We start from the raw sequence: 20,026 nt of genomic DNA on the forward strand, positions 1-20,026 counted from the left end.
AATCGTCGATCAGACAAAGCCCACAGGCATGGTGCTCGAACACAGCCGCCCCTTGCGGCTGTTTACCCTGTTCATCCTCTATGTCGGGCAGGGCATGCCGATCGGGCTGTTCTGGTTCGCGGTGCCGGCGTGGATGGCGGTCAACGGCGCGAGCGCGGCCGATGTCGGATCGGTCGCGGCGCTGACAGCGCTGCCGTGGTCGCTGAAACTGGTCAACGGCTTCATCATGGACCGCTACACCTTCCTGCCCATGGGGCGTCGCCGTGCATGGATTCTGGGTGCCCAAAGCGCCATGATCGCCAGCCTGGTCGTGGCCGCGATTATCGATCCGGCGGTCACCGACGTCGCCTTTCTGGGCGCGATCGGTTTCGTCGTGAACATGGCGACGACCTTTCAGGACGTTGCCGTCGACGGACTTGCGGTCGATATCATGACCGAGGACGAGCGCGCGCGCGGAAGCGGCATGATGTTCGGCGGGCAGTCGATCGGTATCGCAACCGCCACGGCCATCTGCGGCTTCCTGATCGACGATTTCGGCGCGCCGGCGGCCTTTCTCACGGTTGCCGCAATCATTTTCTTGCTGTGCGCCTATATCGCCGCCTTCCGCGAGCGCGTCGGCGAGCGGGCGCTGCCGTGGACCGAGGGTGCGGCCAGTGAGCGCAATCTGGCGATCCAGATCGAGTCCTGGTGGCCGCTGCTCAAGACGACGGTGGCCGCCTTGTGCAAGCCTGTGAGCCTGTTGTGGCTGCCCGTACTGTTCGGTCGCGGTATCTTCAACGGCGGGTTGACCGGCGCGACCCCGCTGATCGGCGCGAATTACGGGGGCTGGAACGTTGCGGAAATCGCCGCCCTGACGGCAACCGCCGGGCTGGTGGCTGGGGGGCTGTGCATGACGCTGGGCGGATGGCTGGGAGATCGCTTCGGGGCGAAGCGGATTGCGATCCTGTGGTGCGTGGTCCAGCTGGCGATGCTTACGACAATGTATTTCGGGCAACCCCTTTGGGGCAACCCGCTCTTTTTCATGGCTTTCGTCTATCTGTGGATCTCGGTCGATTACCTGCTGACGGTGGCCGCGCTGCCGATCTCTATGCGGCTCTGCCAGCCGAGCGTCGCCGCCACGCAGTTCACGATCTATATGGCGGTGGGCAATTTCGGCATTTCCTTCGGAGCCTTCATGCTCGGAAAGACCGATGCTATGGGCGGCCTCGCGTCGATCTTCCTCGTCGTGGGCGCGGGCGCCACCATGGCGCTGACCTTGCTGGTGTTCGTCAAATTTCCGCGCCGCCCTGAATATTACGCGCGCCAGGCCAGCGCCGCGATGGTGTTCGACAGCGCCGCGCCGCTCCCGGGGGAACAGCGCGGCGTTTCGTGAACCCGATCAGGCTGCAAGCTTCAGCGCGGTTTCCTGCGCGGCGGCGATCTTCGCCTCGCCATCGGCGCCCATGATCCCGTCGGCGGCGACGATTTCGACGTCGCTGATGCCGAGGAAGCCGAGGAAGAAGGTCAGCCAGCGGCTCATGAAGTCGATATCGCTGCCCACCGGCGTGCCGCCGCTGGCAATCGCGATATAGGCCTTCTTGCCGGTCAGCAGGCCTTCCGGGCCGTTCGCGGTGTAGCGGAAGGTGGTGCCGGCCCGCGCAACCAGATCGGCCCAGGCCTTGAGGCTGGCGGGGGGTCCGAAATTGTAGATCGGCGAGGCGATCACGATGGTGTCGGCGGCCTGCAGTTCTTCGATCAGCCTATCGGCGATGGTCGCAAGTTCAGCCTGCTCGGCGCTGCGTTCCGCCGCAGGGGCGAGGTTCGCGGCGAAGCGCTCGGCGCTGACATAGGGCAGGTCGTTGGTGGCGAGATCACGGGTGGTAATGCTGGCGCCGGTCCTAGCGGCAAGGCCTTCGACCAGGCGCTGGCCGAGCCCGCGCGACACCGATTCAGCCTCGGGACGGATGCTGGCCGTGACGTAGAGAATATTGCTCATGGGAATGCTCCTGATTGACGAGAGGGGGTGGAGCCGGCCGGGGAGAGGGGTGGGGGAACCGGCCGGCTCCGGGGGAAGTGTCAGGCTGCGTCGACCAGCACCACTTCGCTGTCTTCCAGCGCGGTGATGGTGACGGTTTCGAGCGCAGTCATGGCCACGCCGTCGCGTGCCCCGGCTTCCACGGTCTCGGCGCCGTTGACATCCTCGATTCGCACCTTGCCCGTGGCAGGCACAAGGTAGAGCCGGCGGTCGGCCGAGCGAGGGCTGTAGGTCACGCTCTCGCCTGCCTTGATTGTTGCGCCCAGCACGCGGGCATTGGCACGGATCGGCAGCGCGTCGTTATCATTGGCTACCCCGCTCGCCAGCGGGATGAACGCGCCCGCGCGTTCGCTTTTGGGAAACTGACGCGCACCCCAGCTGGGCGCACCGCCGCGCTCGTCAGGGATGATCCAGATCTGGAACAGCGTGGTTTCCTCGTTCTCGAGATTGTATTCCGAGTGACGCACACCGTTCCCGGCGCTCATTACCTGTACGTCGCCCGCTTCGGTACGGCCCTCGTTACCCATCGAATCCCGGTGCGTGATCGCGCCGGTCCGGACATAGGTAATGATCTCCATGTCATTGTGCGGGTGGGTCGGGAAACCGGTGCCGGGAGCGATCCGGTCGTCGTTCCAGACCCGAAGGGCGCCCCAGTGGACTCGCGCCGGATCGTGGTAGTTCGCGAAAGAAAAGTGGTGATGCGCATCGAGCCAGCCGTGGTTGGCGGCACCGAGGCTGCTGAAGGGACGCAGTTCGATCATCGCGTGTCTCCTTGGTTGCGTGTTGAGGCGGAGATAGGCCAGCGACGGTGTGCGGATAAGTGCGATAAAACTTGCCAAGATGTTCGGATTATCCGAACATTCACCACATGAAACTCGGTGAACCGACGCTTGATCAGTTGCACATCTTCATCGCCGTCGCCGAACACGGCAGCTTCGGGGGCGCGGCAAAGGCGATGGGGCGGGCGGTTTCGGCGGTGTCCTACGGCATCGCCCAGCTTGAGGCGCAGCTGGCGCTCTCGCTGTTCGACCGCGAAGGCTCGCGCCGCCCGGTGCTCACCCCCGAGGGAGAGGGCCTGCTGGCCGAGGCGCGGGCGGTGGTTGACGGGGTCGATGCGTTGCTGGCCAAGGCGCGCTCGCTGCATGCCGGGCAGGAGCCTTCGCTGACGCTGGTGATCGATGTCATGGTGCCGGGCGAGGTCGCCGCACGGGTGCTCGGGAATTTCCGGCGGATGTTCCCTACCTGCGCGCTGACCTTGCGCATCGAGGGGTTGGGCGCGGTCGCCGCCTGCCTGATCGAGGGAGGGGCGGATCTTGCCATAGGCGGACCGGTGATCGGCGATCATCCCGCGCTGGAACGCCAGGCGGTGGGGGAGCTCGATCTCGTCCCCGTCGCCGCGCCGTCGCACCCCCTGGCACGGCCCGATGTGGCGCCGGGCGAAAGCCGCCGTCACCTGCAACTGGTGCTGACCGACCGCTCGCCGTTGACCGAGGGGCGCGAGTTCTCGGTGCTCTCGCCGCTGACCTGGCGGCTGGGTGATCTGGGCGCGAAACACTCGCTGCTGAAAGAGGGGCTGGGCTGGGGCAATATGCCGCTTGGCATGGTGGCGGGCGATCTGGCGTCAGGCGCGCTGGTGGAGCTCGACCTGCCCGAAAAGCCCGGCGCGCATTATGGCTTGAGCGCGCTCTGGCGGCGCGACACGCGACTTGGCCCGGCAGCAAGCTGGCTGGTCGATGCGTTCCGGGACGGGCTGGGGGATTAAGGGCCGAACAGGATCGGCGCGTCCCCCGCTTTCCAAGGGACGAATTTCTGCATGACGCGCGCAAACAGGGCGGATGTGACGAGCTCTTCCAGCCACGTTTGCAAGCGCGGCAGCGGCTGGGCGGCGAACCAGTCGGGGTCAATGCCTGAAAACTGGCGGATGAACGGAAACAGCGCGATGTCGGTGAAGGTGCGGTTTGGACCGCACAGGAACCGCGCTGCTTCCAGCCGTTGTTCCAGCAGGCCGAGCATCGCCAGCGCGGCCGCGCGGTGGTCCACTCCGTCCGGTTCGTAGCGGTTCGGGTATTTGGCGCGGTCGAGATGGTGTTTGAACGGCCCGTCATTGGCCGCGATCAGCGCCGCATCCTCGCCCGCCAGCCAGCCTTCGGGGTCGCTCCAGCGCAGCGCCCAGCGCATGATGTCGAGACTTTCGTCAAGCACGGTGCCGTCCTCCGGCACCAGCACCGGAACGGTCGCCTTGGGCGAGGCGGCGACGAGTTCGGGCGGCTTGGCGGCGAGCTTTACCTCGCGCAGCTCCACGGTGATCCCCGCGATCCACAGCGCCATGCGCGCCCTCATCGCATAGGGGCAGCGGCGGAAGGAATAGAGCACAGGCGGCTGGCTCACGGCGCAGCATTCCCGCTCTCGCAGACCGGGCATGCCTCGCCGCGGGCCAGCGGGCGGCCGCAGGGGCGGCAGATCGCGCGGGTGCCGGGTTCCAGCCCGTGGCGCAGGCTCACGCGCTCGTCAAAGACGAAGCATTCGCCTTGCCACAGACTCTGTTCTTCAGGGACTTGTTCAAGATATCTGAGAATGCCTCCGCGCAGGTGATACACCTCATCTACCCCTTCCGAGCGCAGAAAGGAGGTCGATTTTTCGCAGCGGATGCCGCCGGTGCAGAACATGGCGACCTTCTTCTTGCCCGCCAGCAACTCCTCGCGGTGGGCGCGGAACCATGCGGGGAAATCGCGGAAAGAGGGCGTCGCCGGATCGACCGCGCCCGCAAAGGTGCCGATGGCGACTTCGTAGTCGTTGCGGGTGTCGATCACGAGGGTATCGGGATCGGCGATCAGCGCGTTCCAGTCATGCGGATCGACATAGGTGCCCACCGAAAGCGTGGGATCGATATCCGGCTCGCCCATCGTGACGATCTCGCGCTTGACCCGCACTTTCATGCGCTGGAACGGCATCGCGGGCGCGGTGGAGAACTTCACGTCGAGGTCGGCGCAGCCGGGCAGCGCGCGGATCGTGCCGAGCACGCTCGCCAGCGCTTTGTCGCCCCCCGCAATCGTCCCGTTGATGCCCTCGCACGCCAGCAGCAGCGTGCCCTTGACCCCCGCCGTCTCGCAGGCGGCGAGTAGCGGTTCCTTCAGAGCTTCGGGATCATCGAACCGCGTGAACTGGTAGAGCGCGGCGACGCCGACGCCCGGTTCAGCTCTTGCGGCAGGCATAGACCCCGCTCATCGAGACTTGCGGCTTGCCCCCGGCCATCGCGATCCCGGTCACCACCGGCTCGCCCTGCGCGGCAGGGGTGCCTTTGTCGCCGCAGGCTTCGGCGGCCCTGGCTTTCAGCAGCGCGGTGCCTTGCGGGAAGGGGTTGCCCCGATCCTTGGCGGCGAAGGTGACTGTGACCTCGACCGTCTCGGCATCGCGCCAGACGATCTCGCTCGTCTGCGCAAGCAGGGCGAGGGCGGCGAAGGTCAATCCGAGCATATCAGCGTCTCCTAAACCCGCGTCACCCAGCCGTGGGTGTCGGCGATCTTGCCGGTCTGGATGCCCACCAGCGTCTCGCGCAGGGCGGCGGTGGTCTGGCCGATGCCGCCCGCGCCGATGGTGAACTCGCCCTCCGGCCCCGCCACCTTGCCGACCGCGGTGACGACCGCCGCCGTCCCGCAGGCCATCACCTCGACAAGGTGGCCGCTCTCTGCGTCGGCGCGCCACTGGTCGATCGAATAGGGGGCTTCCGAGACCGTGAGGCCCTGCTCGGTCAGCAGCGCGATCAGGCTGTCGCGGGTGATGCCGGGCAGGATCGTGCCGGTCAGCGGCGGGGTGATGACGGTGCCGTCGGCGAAGACGAAGAACAGGTTCATTCCGCCCAGCTCCTCGACCCACTTGCGTTCGACCGCATCGAGGAACAGCACCTGGTCATGCCCCTTGGCGAAGGCCTGTCCGGTGGGCACGAGGCTGGCGGCGTAATTGCCCCCGCACTTGGCCGCCCCCGTCCCGCCGGGGGCCGCGCGGGTGTAGTCGGAGATCCAGATGCTCACCGCCTTTGCAACGGATTTGAAATAGTTGCCGGCCGGACTTGCGATGACGATGAACTTGTACTTCTTGGCCGGACGCACGCCGAGGAAGGCCTCGGTCGCGATCATGAAGGGGCGCAAATAAAGCGCTCCGCCCTCGACCGCCGGATACCAGTTGCCGTCGACTGCCAGCAGCGCGCGGATCGCGCCGAGGAACAGCTCTTCCGGCAGCGCGGGCATGGCCAGCCGTTCAGCCGAGGCGTTGAAGCGCGCGGCGTTGGCTTCGGGCCGGAACAGGCCGAGCGCGCCGTCGGGGTGGCGATAGGCCTTCAGCCCCTCGAAGATCTCCTGCGCATAGTGCAGCACGCTTGCCGCCGGATCGAGCGCAATCGGCTCGCGCGGCCCAAGCACCGGCGTCTGCCAGCCGCCCAGCGCCTCGTCATAATCGATCACCACCATGTGATCGGTGAACACCGTCCCGAAACCCGGATCGGCGATCAGCGCATCGCGGGTGGCGTCGGGCGTGGGCGAGGGGTGGGGCAGGCGGGTGAATTGCATGAAACGCGCCTAATCCTGCGGGCCGCGCAGAGCAAGATTACTCTTTGGCGCGATTTCGGGCCGCAGGCGCCCAGGCGCTTTCGAAAACGAGAACGGGCCACAGGCCCGCAAGCGCGACTGCGCGCCCGCAGCGGGTCCGCAGCAAAGCGGAGGACGCATAGCGAGCACGTCCTCGCGGAGGCGAGGACGCAAGACACAAATGAAAAGGGCGTCCCCAGCCCGTCGGTGGAAACGCCCTTTCATGGTCAGCGGCCAGGAAGTGCCGCTCACGAAGCCTCTAGAGGTAATGGATTACCGGTAGTGCCTCGCGCGGAAACTTGCCGACCTCTCTGCTGAACCATGAGACATCGGATCACCTCCTTTCGCGCTAGTGTGCCAGGACCCTCTCGTATCACCGGGGGCCGAGGACCGCGTTCGCCGCTGGCCTCGGTATGCAATGTGAATCATGGGAAGGCGCGCGACAAGACTTGAATAATGTTTTTCCCACGTCATACTCACATGTCGCTGCGCAGTGCCGCAGGACCGCGCGCCCGAGGGAAGCCTCCGGGCGCTTTTCATTTGCGCGGCGGGTTGTGGACAGGCTGAGCACAAGCCTGTGGATATTAATGTATGGAATCGGAAGTCCTTGTGTGCGTGCCCGCCTGCGCGGGCAGGTCCTCGGGTCTGTTCCTTCGCTGCGCTACGGGCCCCTGTGGACGGACGGTCGCCCTTGCGGACCCTGTGGGTCCGAACCGGTGCGCACGGTCTACGTTTCGCCTATCCTCTGCAATCCTCGATCACGCGCGTCACCTCGGCCCAGCTGGGAAGGTAGAGCGGCGGAAGGCCTTCGGTCTCGATCGCGAAGCGCCCCTTGCTGAGCGCCATGGCATCGAGCAGCGGATCGGACGCGAGCAGGCTGGCAGTGAGATAGGGGTTGGTGTCCTCGGCCTGAACCACTGCAAGACTGCGCGTCCCGGTTTCGGTGCGGATCGTCATGGCAAGCGGCGCGGGGTTCGTGCCTGCCCGCCACAGGTCGATGGTCCGGGCCGCCCGGTTGCAGGTCATCACGAAATCGCCCTTGCCGCCCGCGCCGACAAATACCGCCAGCGGGCCGGCTGCGCCGGCTTCGTAACGCCAGTCGCCCGGCGTGATCGCCGCGTTGATCCAGTTATCGTTCGGAACGGCCTGCAGCACCGGGGGCGCGGGAGGCGCGGGCACAGGCGCAGGTGCCGGGCGCGCAACCGGGGCAGGGGCAGGTGGAACCTTGGCCGCGGGCACGCAGCCGGCCAGCGCAGCAAGGGCGAGGGCGAGGAGGGGCAGGGCAGCTTTCATCGCGCTACTTTGCGCGCTAGGAGCCACCCCTGTCCACCCTCTTGGAACGCTCATGCCCGAAACGCCGTCCCGCCCCGCCAAGCCGCAAAAGCGCCGCGTCGATCAGCTATTGGTCGAGCGCGGGCTGGCTGAAAGCCGCGCACGGGCGCAGGCGCTGGTGATGGCGGGGCTGGTGTTTGCGGGCGAGGTCAAGATCGACAAGCCCGGCCAGCAGGTCGCCGTTGATGCGGCGCTCGATGTGCGCGGGCGCGACCATCCCTGGGTCAGCCGGGGCGGGATCAAGCTGGCGCACGCGCTGGAGCATTTCGACCTCGACCCGGCAGGGGCGGTGGCGATGGATATCGGCTCGTCCACCGGGGGCTTTACCGATGTGCTGCTGACCCACGGGGCGGATCACGTCTTCTGCGTCGACAGCGGCACCAACCAGCTGGCATGGAAATTGCGCGAAGACCCGCGCGTCACCGTGCTCGAACAGCTCTCCGCCCGGCTGCTGACGCCCGAACATATCGACCGCCCCTGCAACTGGGTGGTGTGTGATGCCAGCTTCATCAGCCTTGCCAAGGTGCTGGAGGTGCCATTGCAACTCGCCGCGCCGCAGTGCCGTCTCGTTGCGCTGATCAAGCCGCAGTTCGAAGTCGGACGGGAGGAGGTCGGCAAGGGTGGGGTGGTGCGCGATCCCGTGCTTCACCAGCGCGTGTGCGCCGAGGTGCGCGGCTGGCTCGAAGGGCTGGGCTGGGCGGTCGAAGGTATCGTGGAAAGCCCGATTACCGGACCGCAGGGCAACGTCGAATTCCTGATCAGCGCGCGGCGCTGTTGAGTCACCAACGAAAAGGCCGGCACCAACGAAAAGGCCGGCAGCAACCCCTGGGGTCACTGCCGGCCTGATCCGTGTCCGTGAACCGGCATTACGCCGGCACCGAAACGTGCTGGCGATTACTCGGCAGCAGCTTCTTCAGCCGGAGCTTCTTCGGTCATGGCTTCGCCTTCGGCAGCCATTTCGCCTTCGGCAGCCATCGCGTCTTCGGCCGGAGCTTCTTCGGTGGTGGCTTCTTCGGCAACCGCGGTGGTGTCGGCTTCGGTGGCGGCTTCTTCAGCCGGGGCCGAGCAAGCAGCGGTGACGGTGGCGAGGCCGGCGACGGCGATCAGAGCAGCGATCTTCTTCATGGTTCATTCCCCTGTAGGGCCGGGTTGCCGGCCTGCAATGAGCGGAAGCGCGGGTTGGTTATCTTCCTGCCGCCACCACGCTTCCGAATCACGGCAGGAATGTGGCAGGCCTTAGCAGAGTGCAGCGTCATGCCCCAAGCCTTTCCTTTTCCCGCGGGCCGGCGGGACATCTTTTTGTCGGCTTTGCGGTAGGAGGTGGTCCAATATGGGTCAGAATTCCGCAGCGAATTTGGCGCGCGCGGGCGGCTCTGTTATCGCCTTTCCGCGACGGTCGGGCGCGGGAGAATCACCTGCGCCCAGGCATGGGGAAACAGAATGAACGTCCTTGCTTCCAAACAACAATTGCGTGCGAGCTTCCTGCGCTGGGCGCTGTTTCTGGTGCCTCTGGTGCTGCTGATCGGCTTTACCGCCGGCCAGTTGGGCGGCCCCGATACGCCGTGGTTTGCCGGACTGGAAAAGCCCGCAATCTATCCCCCGACGGCTGTTTTCGGGATCGTATGGAGTATCCTGTTCGTGCTGATCGGCCTGTCTCTCGCGCTCGTGGCGAGCGCCTGGGGTGCCCCCGGACGAGGGCTCGCGCTTGGTGTGTTCGCGGTGCAATTCCTGCTGACGCAGGGTTGGACCGCGGTGTTTTTCGGGATGCAGGACATGACCGGCGGGCTTTATCTGCTGGGCGCTTCGGCGGTGCTGCTGGTCGCGGCGGTCGCGCTGGTCTGGCGCGTGCGGCGCGTGGCGGGGCTGCTGTTGCTGCCCTATCTTGCCTGGGTGTGCTTTGCCGGGGTGCTTAACTACGCTTTCATTCAGGCCAATCCAGACGGCGGCCTGCGCGGATCGAGCGGCGCGCAGATGCGGGTTGAATTGTGACGGCACCGTTTCTGCCCCGGGCACACTGGACAAGCCCTGTCCGCATCGCCAAATAGCCTGCCATGCAAAGCCAGAACCCGATCATCGCCGACCTTGTCAAAATCGCCAACAGTGCCGCCGGGACAATGGCGGGCATGACCCGCGAAGCCCGCGAAAGCGCGCGCGAACGGCTGCGCGAGGCCATGGGCGGGATCGATTTCGTCTCCCGCGAGGAGTTCGACACGGTCAAGGCCATGGCCCAGAAGGCCCGCGAACAGGCCGATGCCCTGGAAGCCAAGGTCGCCGCGCTGGAAGCCAAGCTGTCCAAGAAGTGAAGCGGGGCGCGCGCGGGCGATGAACCTGCGCTCGTCCGCGATCCTGCTCGCATCGCGCGCTCACGGCGAGACCGGCGCGATTGCGCGGCTGCTGTCCCCCGATAATGGCCTGGTCGCCGCCTATGTCGCAGGCGGGCGAGGGCGGCAGATGCGGGCGGTGATGGTGCCGGGCAACCGCGTCGCAATGGAACTCGCGGTGCGTTCCGGCACCCAGTTGCCCTTTGCGCGGCTCGAACTCGAACATTCGCGCGCCGCATTGATGACCGAACCCTTGCCGGCGGCCGCGATCCAGTGGGTCTGCGCGCTTGCTGCCGCGGCTTTGCCCGAGCGCTATCCCTGCCCTGCGATCTTCGCGGCGCTTGAGGCGCTGCTGGGCGCGATCGCCTTTGCGCCCTCGGCACGCGGCTGGGTGCCGGGCCTTGTCGCCTACGAGACGATGCTGCTTGCGGAAATGGGCTATGGCGGCGTTCGCAGTGATCCGGGAACGGATTTCGCCGCGCAGATGCAGGCGCTTGGCGCGCTCGAGGCACCGCTTGCGAACTCGTTGCTTGCAGGGCGCGGACGCGATGTTATGGCCGCGCGGAGACTGCTGACCGAGCGGCTGGCCCGCATGGCGTAAGGGGAATTCACGCGTGAAGATTGCCATCCTGCCCGGTGACGGGATCGGCCCGGAAGTCACTGCCGAGGCGGTTGCGGTGCTGGAAAGTCTCGCCCTGCCGGGCCTGACCCTGTTCGAGGGGGATGTCGGCGGCATCGCCTACAAGCGCCACGGCGTGCCGTTGCCGGACGAGACGCTCGACATGGCGCGCGCGGCCGATGCGGTGCTGTTCGGCGCGGTGGGCGATCCCTCCTGCGATACGCTGGAACGCCATCTGCGCCCCGAGCAGGCCATTCTCGGCCTGCGCAAGCATCTCGGCCTTTTCGCCAACCTGCGCCCGGCGCGTGTGTTCGCGGGGCTGGAACATCTCTCGCCGCTGCGCGCCGATATAGCGGGCGGGCTGGACATGCTGATCGTGCGCGAACTGACGGGCGATGTCTATTTCGGCGCCAAGGGCCGGCGGGTGAGCGAGGCAGGCGAGCACGAGGGGTGGGATGCCATGTCCTATGCCGAACACGAGGTGCGCCGTATCGCCCATGTGGCCTTCCGTGCTGCGGCGGCCGGCGGCCATCCGCTGACCAGCGTCGACAAGGCCAATGTGCTGGAAACCAGCCAGCTGTGGCGCGACGTGGTGATCGAGGTGGCGGCGGAATACCCCGATGTCGAATTGGACCACATGTATGTCGATAATGCTGCGATGCAGGTGGTGAGCCATCCCGACCGCTTCGGCGTGGTGCTGACCGGCAACCTGTTCGGCGACATTCTCAGCGATCTGGCGAGTGCTGCGGTGGGCTCGATCGGCCTGCTGCCTTCCGCCTCGCTGGGCGAGCGCGAGACGGCGTTCGGCACTTTCGGACTGTATGAACCGATCCATGGCAGCGCGCCCGATATTGCCGGGCAGGGCAAGGCCAATCCGATGGCGACGATCCTTTCGGCGGCGATGATGCTGCGCCATTCCTTCGGGATGGATGCCGAGGCCGCGCGGGTCGAGAACGCGGTGGCGGCCACGCTGGCCGACGGTATCCTCGGCGGCGATCTGGGCGGCAGTCACGGCACGGCGGCAATCGGCGAGGCGGTGCGCGCGCGCCTCTAGAGCGATGCTCGATCTCGCGATCATCCTGCCGACCCTGAACGAGCGCGGGAATCTTGCTCCGCTGGTGGAGCGGATCGCCGCCGCGATGGGCCCCGAGGGATGGGAAGTCATCATCGTCGATGACGACAGCCGCGACGGGACGGCGGACGAGGCGCGTGCGCTCGCGCTTGGCGATAACCGCGTGCGGGTGATCCAGCGGATCGGGCGCCGAGGCCTTGCCAGCGCGGCGATCGAGGGTTTCTGCGCCACCCCTGCGCCTTTCGTGGCTGTGATGGATGCGGACCACCAGCACGATCCCGCCTTGCTGCCGGGCATGCTGGCGGCGCTCAAGGCGGGTGAAGCGGAAATCTGCGTTGCCAGCCGCTTCATGCCCGGTGCCAGCACCGACGACTGGGCCGCGCCCGAGCGCGAGCGGCTGTCTGCCTTTGCCAACGGCCTTGCGCGGCGACTGACGGGCGTGAACCTCAGCGATCCGATGAGCGGCTATTTCATGCTGCCTGCCAGCACTGCCCGCGCGCTTGTGCCGCGCCTGTCGGGGATCGGGTTCAAGATCCTGCTGGATTTGCTGGCGACGGCGGATGCGCCGATGCGGGTCAAGGAATTTCCCCTGCGCTTTGCCGCTCGCCGGGAAGGTGAAAGCAAGCTGGACCGTGCCGTGCTGTTCGATTTCCTGGCAGGGCTCTACGACAAGACGTTCGGCCGCCTGATCCCCACCCGTTTCGCCTTGTTCGGCACGGTCGGCGGGCTGGGCGTGGTTGTGCATTTCGCTGCGCTATCGGCCCTGCTGTTCGTGCTGGGCGAGGGCTTCGCGCTGGCGCAGACGGGCGCCGTGCTGGTGGCGATGAGTTTCAATTTCTGGCTCAACAACTGGCTGACCTATCGGGATAAAAGGCTGAAAGGCTGGGGTCAGGTGCTGCGCGGGTGGCTGGGGTTCTGTGCCACCTGCGCCGTCGGGGCCTTCGCCAATGTCGCGGTGGCGACCTTTCTGGAAGGCAAGGGCGTGTTCTGGACACTTGCTGCGCTGGCGGGAATCCTGGTCGGCTCGGTCTGGAACTACGCCTTGTCGAGCCGCTTTGTCTGGGGGCGGTTTTAGGGGCCTATCGCCACCCTGCCAGCAACGTCCACTTGACGAAGCTGTCAGCGCTTTCGAGAGGGGCGGCGGCGAGGATCTTGTAGAATAGCGCAAAGATGCCTGCCGATGCCACCAGCGTGCCCCATGCCAGCCATGCGCCCCAGCCCGTGCGCCGCAAGTCGGACAGCGCCAGCGACAGCGCCGCTAGCAGAAAGAAGCTCGGCACGAAATAGTGGTAGTAGAATTGCACCGGCTTGGGTGCGATCAGCCACAGGCCGAGGCTGGCCGCATAGCCGATCACCGCGCCGAGCCGCGCCCAGTCGCCGCGCCATGCTCCGCTTGCAAGGCACCACGCCAGCGCGGGCAGTCCCAGCAGCATGGTCAGCGGATTGCCGATCAGAAGCACCCCGCGCTGCGCTGCGTCGACGACCTCGTAAAGATACCAGATGCCGCGCGTGTTCAGCATCCATTGCGGCCAGGTGCTCTGGTAGGTGTGGGGGGTAATGACCTGCTGCTGGAGGCTGAGGATCTCGCCGTGGAACCCGATCAGGCCCGCCTCTGCCAGCGGCGAGGGACGCAGGTAGCCGCCCAGCCAGTATCCCGGCGCAAAGGTCAGCGCATAGGTGGCGAGCGGCACGATGCCGAGCCACACGAAAGCCTCGACCAGCGTGATCCCGGGCACGGGCATCCCCCGACGCGACAGGAACAGGCGGCGGCGCCCGGCCGAAAGGCGCGCGGCAAAGAAGGCAAGGCCCGGCAGCACGGCGAGCGGGATCGCGTTCCACTTGGCGCCCATTGCGCAGCCCAGAGCGACCCCCGTCAAGGCGAGGCGCCAGCGACCCGTTTCCGGTTCGCGGATGGCTGCAGCAAACTGCCACGCCGCAAGCGCGAGAAAGGCCGCCATGAACACATCGAGCATCGCGATGCGCGATTGCACGAAGAGGTGGAAGCCGGTCGCCAGGAGGAACCCGAAGGCAAGTGTTGCGAAACGGTCGAGGCTGGCATGCCACAGCGCGCGCATGCCGGCGAACAGCGCCAGCGTGCCAGCCAGCAACGGCATGATCCGCCAGCCGAGCGGATTGTCCCCGGCCAGTCCCATGCCCAGCGCGATCATCACCTTGCCAAGCAGCGGATGCTCGCGGTTGAGATAGGCGCCCTCGCCATATTGCCACAGCGCCAACAATTCGCGCGCGGCGGGGAGGTAATGAACCTCGTCGAAATAGGGGGTCGAAGGGGTCGCCAGCCGCCAGCCTGCCAGCAGTGCATAAAGACCCATGAGCGCGATGCACCATAATAGCGGATCACGCGGATGCAGCGGCGGCTGCGCGGCAGCAGAGAGGGACGCTTGCGCCTCGGCCATGGCCCCTGTCGCTTAGGCAGGGGCAGCGCCAAGAGCAAGCGGGTTCAGGAGCTTGCGGCCTTTGCCTTGCTCTCCTGCCAGAACAGCCGCGCGCACATGGCCAGCAGGCCGATGCTGGCGGTGGCGAGGATGAAAACGGTCCACAATGGCAGGTTCATGCCCTGAGCCCGGGCACGCGGGGCGATGAGGAAGTAGGCGACCGAAAGCGACAGGAGCAGATCCCACCACACCTGCACGCCCCACAGGTTGCTGGTGTGATTGAGCACCACCGGAAACACGCCCTCGGTCGCGATGGTGATCGCCGTGAAGGCGGCGAACCCGGCGGCGAGGCTTGCCGCCAGCAACGCGCTGCCGGGCGCATTGGGACGCAACATGATCGAAAGGATCGCCGCCACGGCCCAGACGAGGCCTCCGCCTGCAAGCGCGAGGAAGGGGGTCAGTTCGTTTGGCATAGGGGCGAATCTCCATCTTTATGTAGCAAGTGCTACGTCCGCTTGTAGCTTGCTGTAGCACTTGCTACAACCCCCGCCATGCCCGCCTCAGTCAAAAATTCGCCGATGTCCAAGGAGAGCCTGCTGCCACCGCTGGCCGCGCACGTCCTGACCCATGGTCTCGGACAGGCAAGCCTGCGCCCTTTGGCAAGGGCTGCGGGGACGAGCGACAGGATGCTGCTCTACCATTTCGGCAGCAAGGAGACGCTGATCGCCGAACTGCTCGGCTTTGTCGCGCGCACCTATTCGCAAGCGCTCGATGCCGCGCTCGGCAGCGAGAGGGCGGCGACCCGGGGGCAGGCGCTCGCCCGCATCCTCACCCATGCCCGCAGCCCCCAGATGCAGCCCTTCATGGCCCTCTGGTGGGAAATCGTCGCCGGTGCCGCGCGCGGCCTTACCGGCTTTGCTCCGGCAGCCCATGCGATCACGGCCGAACTGCTCGGCTGGCTCGAAGGGCAGATGCCCGCAGACGACCCCGACCCCAAGGGCGGCGCTCGCTATCTGCTGACCCTGATCGAAGGCACGCTGATGCTCGCCGCCGTGGGTCACGAGGATACCGCGCGCGACGGCCTGCTTGCGAGCGGCCTCGCGCCCGCCTAAGCACTCGCGCCATGAAGAAGACCACCGGAATGGACCGCGCCGCCACGAGGAACTGGCGCCCCGCAACCCGCGCGCTGCGCGGCGGCACCTGGCGCTCCGAACATGGCGAGACCAGCGAGGCGCTGTTCCTCACCTCGGGCTACACCTATGACGATGCCCAGACGGTGGCCGACCGGTTCGCGGGCGAGGCCGAGGGCATGACCTATTCGCGCCTCCAGAACCCGACCGTCGCGATGCTCGAAGAACGCATCGCGCTTATGGAAGGGGCCGAAGCCTGCCGCACTCAGGCAAGCGGCATGGCAGCGATGACCGCGGCCCTGCTGTGCCAGCTTTCCGCCGGCGATCACGTGGTCGCCGCGCGCGCCGCCTTCGGGAGCTGCCGCTGGCTGGTCGATCAGTTGCTGCCCCGCTTCGGGATCGAAACCACGGTGATCGACAGCGCCGACAACGCCGCATGGGAGGCCGCGATCCGGCCCGAAACGAAGGTGTTCTTCTTCGAGACCCCGGCCAACCCCACGCTCGATATTGTCGATCTGGCTTACGTCTGCGCTCTGGCCCGCGCACACGGCATCACGACGGTGGTCGACAATGCCTTTGCCTCGCCGGTCTTGCAGCGCCCGATGGAGTTTGGCGCGGACGTGGTGGCTTACAGCGCGACCAAGCTGATGGACGGGCAGGGCCGCGTGCTGGCCGGCGCGATCTGCGCGAGCAAGCAGTGGATCGACGAGGTGTTGATGCCGTTCCAGCGCAACACCGGACCGACGCTCTCGGCCTTCAACGCCTGGGTCGTAATGAAGGGGCTGGAGACGCTGCCGCTGCGCGCCTTCAAGCAAAGCGAGAATGCGGTCGCGCTCGGCCGTTTCCTCGAACCGCGCATCGTCGCGGTAGGCGGTCACCTGCGTCATCCGGGGCTGCCCAGCCACCCGCGCCACGATCTGGCGCTGAAGCAGATGGATGCAACGGGTCCGATCTTCGCGCTCGACGTCGGCAGCCGCGCGCGCGCCTTCGCCATTCTCGACGCGCTCGGGCTGATCGACATTTCCAACAATATTGGCGATGCGCGCAGCCTGATGTGCCACCCGGCCTCGACCACCCACGCCAACATGGGCGACGAGGCGCGCGCGGCGATGGGCGTGACCGAAGGCCTGCTGCGGATCAACGTGGGCCTTGAGGACATTGCCGACCTCACCGAAGACATGGACCGCGCGCTGGCCGCGGCAGGGATATAGGGGGAAGCCATGAGCAAGCGCGTTGAACTCGTGTTCGATTTCGTCTCGCCCAATGCCTATCTGGTGTGGTGGCCGCTCAGGGAAATCGCCGCGCGCCACGGCGCTGAACTGGCGGTGATTCCGGTGTTCCTTGCCGGGATGCACCGCCTCACCGGCAATGCTCCGCCGATGATCCGCGATGCCGAGGTGAAGGGCAAGAACGCCTATGCCCAGCTGGAGATGGACCGTTTCATCGCGAAGCACGGGTTGACGAAATACCGGCTTCACCCGCAATTTCCGTTCAACTCCATCACCTTGCAGCGGATGCTTGCAGCAGCCTGCGATGACGGGCGCGGGGTCGATTTCGTCGAGGCACTGCTGGCGCCGATCTGGGAGGAAGGGCTGGACGTGTTCGATCCGCAAGCGATCGGCGCGGCGGTGAGCGCGGCGGGCCTCGATGCTGCAGACCTGTTTGCCCGCGCGCAGAGCGACGAAGTCAAACAGGCGCTCGCCGCCAACACCGACGCCGTGGTGGAGCGCGGCGCCTTCGGCATCCCGACGATGTGGGTCGGGGGAGAAATGTTCTTCGGAAAGGAACGGCTGGGGCAGGTCGAGGAAGAACTCGCCAAGGGGTGAGAGCAGATTCCGGGTTTGCACAAACTCGGTGCTGATGGCTGAAACTGGATGGGGAGCAGCAACGCTCTCGCCTCAGCCTCCTTCGAGTATCCGTGCCTTCATCGCCTCGAACTCTTCCTCGCTCAGAACCCCGCTCTCGCGCAGCTCTCCCAGCTTCTTGAGTTGATCGAGTGTCGTTGCCGTGTCGGTTCCGACAGATGCCGCGACATTGGCGTCGCTCGGAGTTCGGCGCTCCTCCGGCGTGGCGATTTCTTGCGGCTGAGCCTTGCCCACGACCGTGGTGATAACCTCGCCCCCGCGCATGTATTCGACCGCATACTCCTTGATGCCGAAAGCCTTGTGCGTGGCAACATAGAACGAGCCGCGCGAGGCAACCGGCAACCCGGCAATGGTCAGGATCACATCGCCCTTTGCCAGTCCGGCCAGAGCGCCGGGTCCGTCCGGCAGCACCTGTTGCACCTGAAGCCCGCGCCGCGGTGCGGTCACCGGAGCGAGGTCAAGCCCGAGGTCCGCCCGGTTGGTCGCCAGCGGCAGCGGACCATTGCCTTGGGCAGCGCCGTTTGTATCGTTCTCGTCCGCCGCATTCGCGCCCGCGCCGAGGAAACCGAGCGCCGCACCGGTGGTCCCGCCGAGCGCCGCGCCTGCCACGCCGCCCAGCAAGGACCGGAACAGGCCGCCGCCACCGCCGCCGCCGCTTCCTGTGATCCTGTCGATCACATAGCGGTAATTGGCCTTGTTGCGCGCCGCATCGAGAATGTGGCCAAAGCCCGCATCCTGAAACGCCCGGATCGCGTCCTCCTTCTCCGTATCCAGCGCCTGATAGGCCGCAAGCAGGAGGTGTTCCTCGCGGGTCAGGATGGCGGCGTCCTTATCGTGCTGAACGGCATGCACGCCGTTCTCGAGCAGATATCGCACCCGATCATAGGAATCCCAGTAGATCGCCTGGCTCAAAAGCGAGGCTTGCCACGTCTGTCCGAACTCCACCTCTTCGAACATGGCCATGGCGTCAGGCGTCAAAACCAGGGCTAGTGCTTCCATCTTGCCCTTCTCGAAGGCACAACGGATCGCCTGAGTATGAGCGGAATAGCGGCCCTGTTCGAGGTTCTCGAGCACAAGCCCTGCATCGAGAAGCGCCTGCAGGAGATCGGCGCGGCCGTTGCAGCCCATCTTCCGGAATTCGCCCTTGTTGTCATCGACATAGGAATTGGCATCGCCGCCATACTTGTTCTGGATAATGGCAGCGAGTTCCGCTGGGTCCTTCGGCATGGCCTGCACAGGGGTCGCGAGCATGAGCAATACAGGCGCGAGCCCGATGAGTGTCTTCGAGTACCGCATCCTGTCATGGTGCAGGAATTGGCCCCTTGGTGCAACCGACGCGCGCCCTAGTGTCTCTTGCGGGGTCGTTTGCTGAAGGACTGCAATTGGGCGGCGCGCTGCGGAAGCGGGTTTTGTTCCGCATCGCCAGCGATGGCCTCTCACCCCGCCGTCACATCCTCCAGCGGCACATCCATGATCGGATAGCGGCGCCATTCGGCCCAGTCGTAGTGCCACCATTCGTTGGCGAGCGGCACGAAGCCCTCGGCGACCATCCAGCCTTCGAGCATCCGGCTTGCCGCCAGCGCTTCTGCCGGGGCGTAAGCGAAGCTGCGATAGGCGGCGGGGGTGAAGTCGTCATAGGGGCTGGGCATCGCCACCTCCACGCCGTCGCGGTGCAGCGAGAGGTCGATCGAGCAGCCCCGGTTGTGGCGCGATCCGCCGCGCGGGTCGGCAACGAATTCGCGTTTGTTGGGCGGAGTTTCCTCCCACATCATCTTCGTGACGCGCCAGGGGCGATAGGCGTCAAAGATGAGCAGGCCATAACCCGCCGCCTCGGCCCGGGTCTGGACGCGCGAGAGCGCCTCGGCCACCGGACGCTGCGCCACCGCGCGGGCCACGGGGTAGAGCACCCGGCCCATGAAATTGTCTGTGCGCGCATAGCGTATGTCGAACCTGAGGCGCGGATCGAAGCGGGCGAGGTCGACCAGATCGGGCACTGCGCTGGCCGCCGGGTCGACCGGCATGGCAAGCCGGGCAGCGCACCCGCCGGTCATTCCCGCCACCACGCCCGCACCAATCCCGCGCAGCACCGCACGGCGGGTCAGGGGCAGGGCGGTTTGCAGCCGATCCGCGATCATCCCCGTATCTCCCTTCACGCAAGGCACCTTATGTCGCCCTCCGGCCCCTCAGGCGAGCAAATTGCGCGCATCGCGGGATACAGGGTGGATTAAGCGCGTTGCCCCTCTTGTGACCCTGCACAGAATCGCTACGTTGAGGCCCGACATGAAAGAGCTCTTCCAGCACGCCGCCACCACCGACGGGGTTACTGTCCGGGTCGCCGTCAACTACCTGCCCGAGCAATCCCATCCGGAGGCCGGCAAGTGGTTCTGGGTCTATCACATCCGCATCGAGAACGGCTCTCACGAACCGCTGCGCCTGCGCACCCGCCACTGGCGCATCACCGACGGGCGCGGGATGGTGAACCATGTCGATGGCGAGGGCGTGGTCGGCGAACAGCCGCTGCTCGCGCCCGGGCAGAGCCACGACTATGTCTCGGGCTGCCCGCTGACGACCCCGTTCGGCTCGATGGAAGGCTTCTACACCTTCCAGCGCGCCGATGGCTCCCCGTTCGAGGTGCGCATCCCCTTCTTCCCCCTCTCCGCGCCGGAGACGGCCGAGGGGCGCCCCCCGAACTGACCGGCC

Annotated in this window: 24 protein-coding genes; 12 read left to right on the forward strand and 12 right to left on the reverse strand. The window is 66.3% G+C overall.

Features of this window, described 5'->3' with window-relative positions:
• Positions 1–28 precede the first annotated feature (28 nt).
• Positions 29–1,372, forward strand: coding sequence for an MFS transporter (locus I603_RS01850; RefSeq protein WP_068862107.1), 1,344 nt, complete (start codon positions 29–31; stop codon positions 1,370–1,372).
• Between the two features lie 6 nt (positions 1,373–1,378).
• On the opposite strand, the gene I603_RS01855 is transcribed toward I603_RS01850, so the two are convergent.
• Both I603_RS01855 and I603_RS01860 read right to left on the reverse strand, forming a co-directional pair.
• Positions 1,379–1,975 carry an FMN-dependent NADH-azoreductase gene (locus tag I603_RS01855; protein ID WP_068862108.1) on the reverse strand — a complete coding sequence of 199 codons (597 nt, stop codon included), beginning with the start codon at positions 1,973–1,975 and terminating at the stop codon, positions 1,379–1,381.
• Between the two features lie 80 nt (positions 1,976–2,055).
• Positions 2,056–2,775 (reverse strand): pirin family protein, encoded by a 720-nt coding sequence (locus I603_RS01860; RefSeq protein ID WP_068862109.1) that lies wholly within the window; start codon positions 2,773–2,775, stop codon positions 2,056–2,058.
• A 107-nt stretch (positions 2,776–2,882) separates the two neighbouring features.
• Between I603_RS01860 and I603_RS01865 the strand changes: the two genes are divergently transcribed.
• Entirely contained in the window at positions 2,883–3,776 is an 894-nt protein-coding gene (locus I603_RS01865; protein ID WP_068862110.1) for a LysR family transcriptional regulator, read from the forward strand.
• On the opposite strand, the gene I603_RS01870 is transcribed toward I603_RS01865, so the two are convergent.
• The 5 genes from I603_RS01870 to I603_RS01890 form a co-directional block, all read right to left on the reverse strand.
• Positions 3,773–4,402 carry a glutathione S-transferase gene (locus tag I603_RS01870; protein WP_232305216.1) on the reverse strand — a complete coding sequence of 210 codons (630 nt, stop codon included), beginning with the start codon at positions 4,400–4,402 and terminating at the stop codon, positions 3,773–3,775. The genes I603_RS01865 and I603_RS01870 overlap by 4 nt on opposite strands.
• Entirely contained in the window at positions 4,399–5,226 is an 828-nt protein-coding gene (gene trhO, locus I603_RS01875) for an oxygen-dependent tRNA uridine(34) hydroxylase TrhO (protein ID WP_084439768.1), read from the reverse strand. The genes I603_RS01870 and trhO overlap by 4 nt, the downstream gene beginning before the upstream one ends.
• Entirely contained in the window at positions 5,207–5,488 is a 282-nt protein-coding gene (locus I603_RS01880; RefSeq protein ID WP_068862112.1) for a hypothetical protein, read from the reverse strand. Before I603_RS01880 ends, trhO begins: the two co-directional genes overlap by 20 nt.
• Positions 5,489–5,499: 11 nt before the next feature.
• Positions 5,500–6,576 carry a branched-chain amino acid aminotransferase gene (locus tag I603_RS01885; RefSeq protein ID WP_068862113.1) on the reverse strand — a complete coding sequence of 359 codons (1,077 nt, stop codon included), beginning with the start codon at positions 6,574–6,576 and terminating at the stop codon, positions 5,500–5,502.
• A gap of 756 nt (positions 6,577–7,332) precedes the next feature.
• Entirely contained in the window at positions 7,333–7,887 is a 555-nt protein-coding gene (locus I603_RS01890; RefSeq protein ID WP_068862114.1) for a hypothetical protein, read from the reverse strand.
• 52 nt (positions 7,888–7,939) lie between these two features.
• Between I603_RS01890 and I603_RS01895 the strand changes: the two genes are divergently transcribed.
• Positions 7,940–8,704, forward strand: coding sequence for a TlyA family RNA methyltransferase (locus I603_RS01895; protein ID WP_068862115.1), 765 nt, complete (start codon positions 7,940–7,942; stop codon positions 8,702–8,704).
• Positions 8,705–8,820: 116 nt separating this feature from the next.
• Here the strand turns inward: I603_RS01895 and I603_RS14650 are convergent, their stop codons facing one another.
• Positions 8,821–9,051, reverse strand: a complete 231-nt coding sequence (locus I603_RS14650; RefSeq protein ID WP_068862116.1) for a hypothetical protein — start codon at positions 9,049–9,051, stop codon at positions 8,821–8,823.
• 315 nt (positions 9,052–9,366) lie between these two features.
• Between I603_RS14650 and I603_RS01905 the strand changes: the two genes are divergently transcribed.
• The 5 genes from I603_RS01905 (at position 9,367) to I603_RS01920 (ending at position 13,013) form a co-directional block, all read left to right on the forward strand.
• The gene (locus I603_RS01905; protein ID WP_068862117.1) at positions 9,367–9,915 is read left to right on the forward strand and encodes a TspO/MBR family protein; all 549 of its coding nucleotides are present in this window, start codon (positions 9,367–9,369) and stop codon (positions 9,913–9,915) included.
• 62 nt (positions 9,916–9,977) lie between these two features.
• Entirely contained in the window at positions 9,978–10,229 is a 252-nt protein-coding gene (locus I603_RS01910; protein ID WP_068862118.1) for an accessory factor UbiK family protein, read from the forward strand.
• 19 nt (positions 10,230–10,248) lie between these two features.
• Complete coding sequence (recO, locus tag I603_RS01915) at positions 10,249–10,848, forward strand: DNA repair protein RecO (protein WP_068862119.1); 600 nt, start codon at positions 10,249–10,251, stop codon at positions 10,846–10,848.
• Between the two features lie 13 nt (positions 10,849–10,861).
• Positions 10,862–11,920, forward strand: a complete 1,059-nt coding sequence (gene leuB, locus I603_RS14210) for a 3-isopropylmalate dehydrogenase (protein ID WP_084439769.1) — start codon at positions 10,862–10,864, stop codon at positions 11,918–11,920.
• A 4-nt stretch (positions 11,921–11,924) separates the two neighbouring features.
• The gene (locus I603_RS01920) at positions 11,925–13,013 is read left to right on the forward strand and encodes a glycosyltransferase family 2 protein (protein WP_086621831.1); all 1,089 of its coding nucleotides are present in this window, start codon (positions 11,925–11,927) and stop codon (positions 13,011–13,013) included.
• Positions 13,014–13,017: 4 nt separating this feature from the next.
• On the opposite strand, the gene I603_RS01925 is transcribed toward I603_RS01920, so the two are convergent.
• Positions 13,018–14,352, reverse strand: coding sequence for a phospholipid carrier-dependent glycosyltransferase (locus I603_RS01925; protein ID WP_068862121.1), 1,335 nt, complete (start codon positions 14,350–14,352; stop codon positions 13,018–13,020).
• A gap of 44 nt (positions 14,353–14,396) precedes the next feature.
• On the reverse strand, positions 14,397–14,804 hold the full coding sequence (locus I603_RS01930) for a hypothetical protein (protein WP_068862122.1): 408 nt from the start codon (positions 14,802–14,804) through the stop codon (positions 14,397–14,399).
• A 78-nt stretch (positions 14,805–14,882) separates the two neighbouring features.
• Between I603_RS01930 and I603_RS01935 the strand changes: the two genes are divergently transcribed.
• Genes I603_RS01935 through I603_RS01945 form a run of 3 tightly spaced genes read left to right on the forward strand, consistent with a single transcriptional unit; the run spans position 14,883 to position 17,287 of the window.
• The gene (locus I603_RS01935) at positions 14,883–15,443 is read left to right on the forward strand and encodes a TetR/AcrR family transcriptional regulator (RefSeq protein ID WP_232305217.1); all 561 of its coding nucleotides are present in this window, start codon (positions 14,883–14,885) and stop codon (positions 15,441–15,443) included.
• A gap of 11 nt (positions 15,444–15,454) precedes the next feature.
• Positions 15,455–16,672 carry a trans-sulfuration enzyme family protein gene (locus tag I603_RS01940; RefSeq protein WP_068862123.1) on the forward strand — a complete coding sequence of 406 codons (1,218 nt, stop codon included), beginning with the start codon at positions 15,455–15,457 and terminating at the stop codon, positions 16,670–16,672.
• Positions 16,673–16,681: 9 nt separating this feature from the next.
• On the forward strand, positions 16,682–17,287 hold the full coding sequence (locus tag I603_RS01945; protein ID WP_068862124.1) for a 2-hydroxychromene-2-carboxylate isomerase: 606 nt from the start codon (positions 16,682–16,684) through the stop codon (positions 17,285–17,287).
• 72 nt (positions 17,288–17,359) lie between these two features.
• On the opposite strand, the gene I603_RS01950 is transcribed toward I603_RS01945, so the two are convergent.
• Positions 17,360–18,577, reverse strand: a complete 1,218-nt coding sequence (locus I603_RS01950; RefSeq protein ID WP_143736729.1) for an SHOCT domain-containing protein — start codon at positions 18,575–18,577, stop codon at positions 17,360–17,362.
• A 185-nt stretch (positions 18,578–18,762) separates the two neighbouring features.
• The gene (locus I603_RS01955; protein ID WP_143736730.1) at positions 18,763–19,479 is read right to left on the reverse strand and encodes a M15 family metallopeptidase; all 717 of its coding nucleotides are present in this window, start codon (positions 19,477–19,479) and stop codon (positions 18,763–18,765) included.
• Between the two features lie 127 nt (positions 19,480–19,606).
• On the opposite strand from I603_RS01955, the gene apaG reads away from it, so the two are divergent.
• Positions 19,607–20,020, forward strand: a complete 414-nt coding sequence (gene apaG, locus I603_RS01960) for a Co2+/Mg2+ efflux protein ApaG (RefSeq protein WP_068862126.1) — start codon at positions 19,607–19,609, stop codon at positions 20,018–20,020.
• The last annotated feature ends 6 nt before the right edge of the window (positions 20,021–20,026 follow it).

Source organism: Erythrobacter dokdonensis DSW-74 (assembly GCF_001677335.1).
GTDB classification, from domain to species: Bacteria; Pseudomonadota; Alphaproteobacteria; order Sphingomonadales; family Sphingomonadaceae; genus Erythrobacter; species Erythrobacter dokdonensis.

Excerpts from the sequence above, each read along its gene's own strand:
- I603_RS01885 (WP_068862113.1), bottom strand. The coding sequence starts at position 6,576 with ATGCAATTCACCCGCCTGCCCCACCCCTCGCCCACGCCCGACGCCACC.
- I603_RS01920 (WP_086621831.1), top strand. The coding sequence starts at position 11,925 with ATGCTCGATCTCGCGATCATCCTGCCGACCCTGAACGAGCGCGGGAAT.
- I603_RS01895 (WP_068862115.1), top strand. The coding sequence starts at position 7,940 with ATGCCCGAAACGCCGTCCCGCCCCGCCAAGCCGCAAAAGCGCCGCGTC.
- I603_RS01855 (WP_068862108.1), bottom strand. The coding sequence starts at position 1,975 with ATGAGCAATATTCTCTACGTCACGGCCAGCATCCGTCCCGAGGCTGAA.
- trhO (WP_084439768.1), bottom strand. The coding sequence starts at position 5,226 with ATGCCTGCCGCAAGAGCTGAACCGGGCGTCGGCGTCGCCGCGCTCTAC.
- I603_RS01910 (WP_068862118.1), top strand. The coding sequence starts at position 9,978 with ATGCAAAGCCAGAACCCGATCATCGCCGACCTTGTCAAAATCGCCAAC.
- I603_RS01880 (WP_068862112.1), bottom strand. The coding sequence starts at position 5,488 with ATGCTCGGATTGACCTTCGCCGCCCTCGCCCTGCTTGCGCAGACGAGC.
- I603_RS01940 (WP_068862123.1), top strand. The coding sequence starts at position 15,455 with ATGAAGAAGACCACCGGAATGGACCGCGCCGCCACGAGGAACTGGCGC.
- I603_RS01935 (WP_232305217.1), top strand. The coding sequence starts at position 14,883 with ATGCCCGCCTCAGTCAAAAATTCGCCGATGTCCAAGGAGAGCCTGCTG.
- I603_RS01945 (WP_068862124.1), top strand. The coding sequence starts at position 16,682 with ATGAGCAAGCGCGTTGAACTCGTGTTCGATTTCGTCTCGCCCAATGCC.
- I603_RS01890 (WP_068862114.1), bottom strand. The coding sequence starts at position 7,887 with ATGAAAGCTGCCCTGCCCCTCCTCGCCCTCGCCCTTGCTGCGCTGGCC.
- I603_RS01860 (WP_068862109.1), bottom strand. The coding sequence starts at position 2,775 with ATGATCGAACTGCGTCCCTTCAGCAGCCTCGGTGCCGCCAACCACGGC.
- apaG (WP_068862126.1), top strand. The coding sequence starts at position 19,607 with ATGAAAGAGCTCTTCCAGCACGCCGCCACCACCGACGGGGTTACTGTC.
- I603_RS01905 (WP_068862117.1), top strand. The coding sequence starts at position 9,367 with ATGAACGTCCTTGCTTCCAAACAACAATTGCGTGCGAGCTTCCTGCGC.
- I603_RS01865 (WP_068862110.1), top strand. The coding sequence starts at position 2,883 with ATGAAACTCGGTGAACCGACGCTTGATCAGTTGCACATCTTCATCGCC.
- I603_RS14650 (WP_068862116.1), bottom strand. The coding sequence starts at position 9,051 with ATGAAGAAGATCGCTGCTCTGATCGCCGTCGCCGGCCTCGCCACCGTC.
- I603_RS01950 (WP_143736729.1), bottom strand. The coding sequence starts at position 18,577 with ATGCTCGCGACCCCTGTGCAGGCCATGCCGAAGGACCCAGCGGAACTC.
- I603_RS01930 (WP_068862122.1), bottom strand. The coding sequence starts at position 14,804 with ATGCCAAACGAACTGACCCCCTTCCTCGCGCTTGCAGGCGGAGGCCTC.
- I603_RS01850 (WP_068862107.1), top strand. The coding sequence starts at position 29 with ATGGTGCTCGAACACAGCCGCCCCTTGCGGCTGTTTACCCTGTTCATC.
- I603_RS01925 (WP_068862121.1), bottom strand. The coding sequence starts at position 14,352 with ATGGCCGAGGCGCAAGCGTCCCTCTCTGCTGCCGCGCAGCCGCCGCTG.
- recO (WP_068862119.1), top strand. The coding sequence starts at position 10,249 with ATGAACCTGCGCTCGTCCGCGATCCTGCTCGCATCGCGCGCTCACGGC.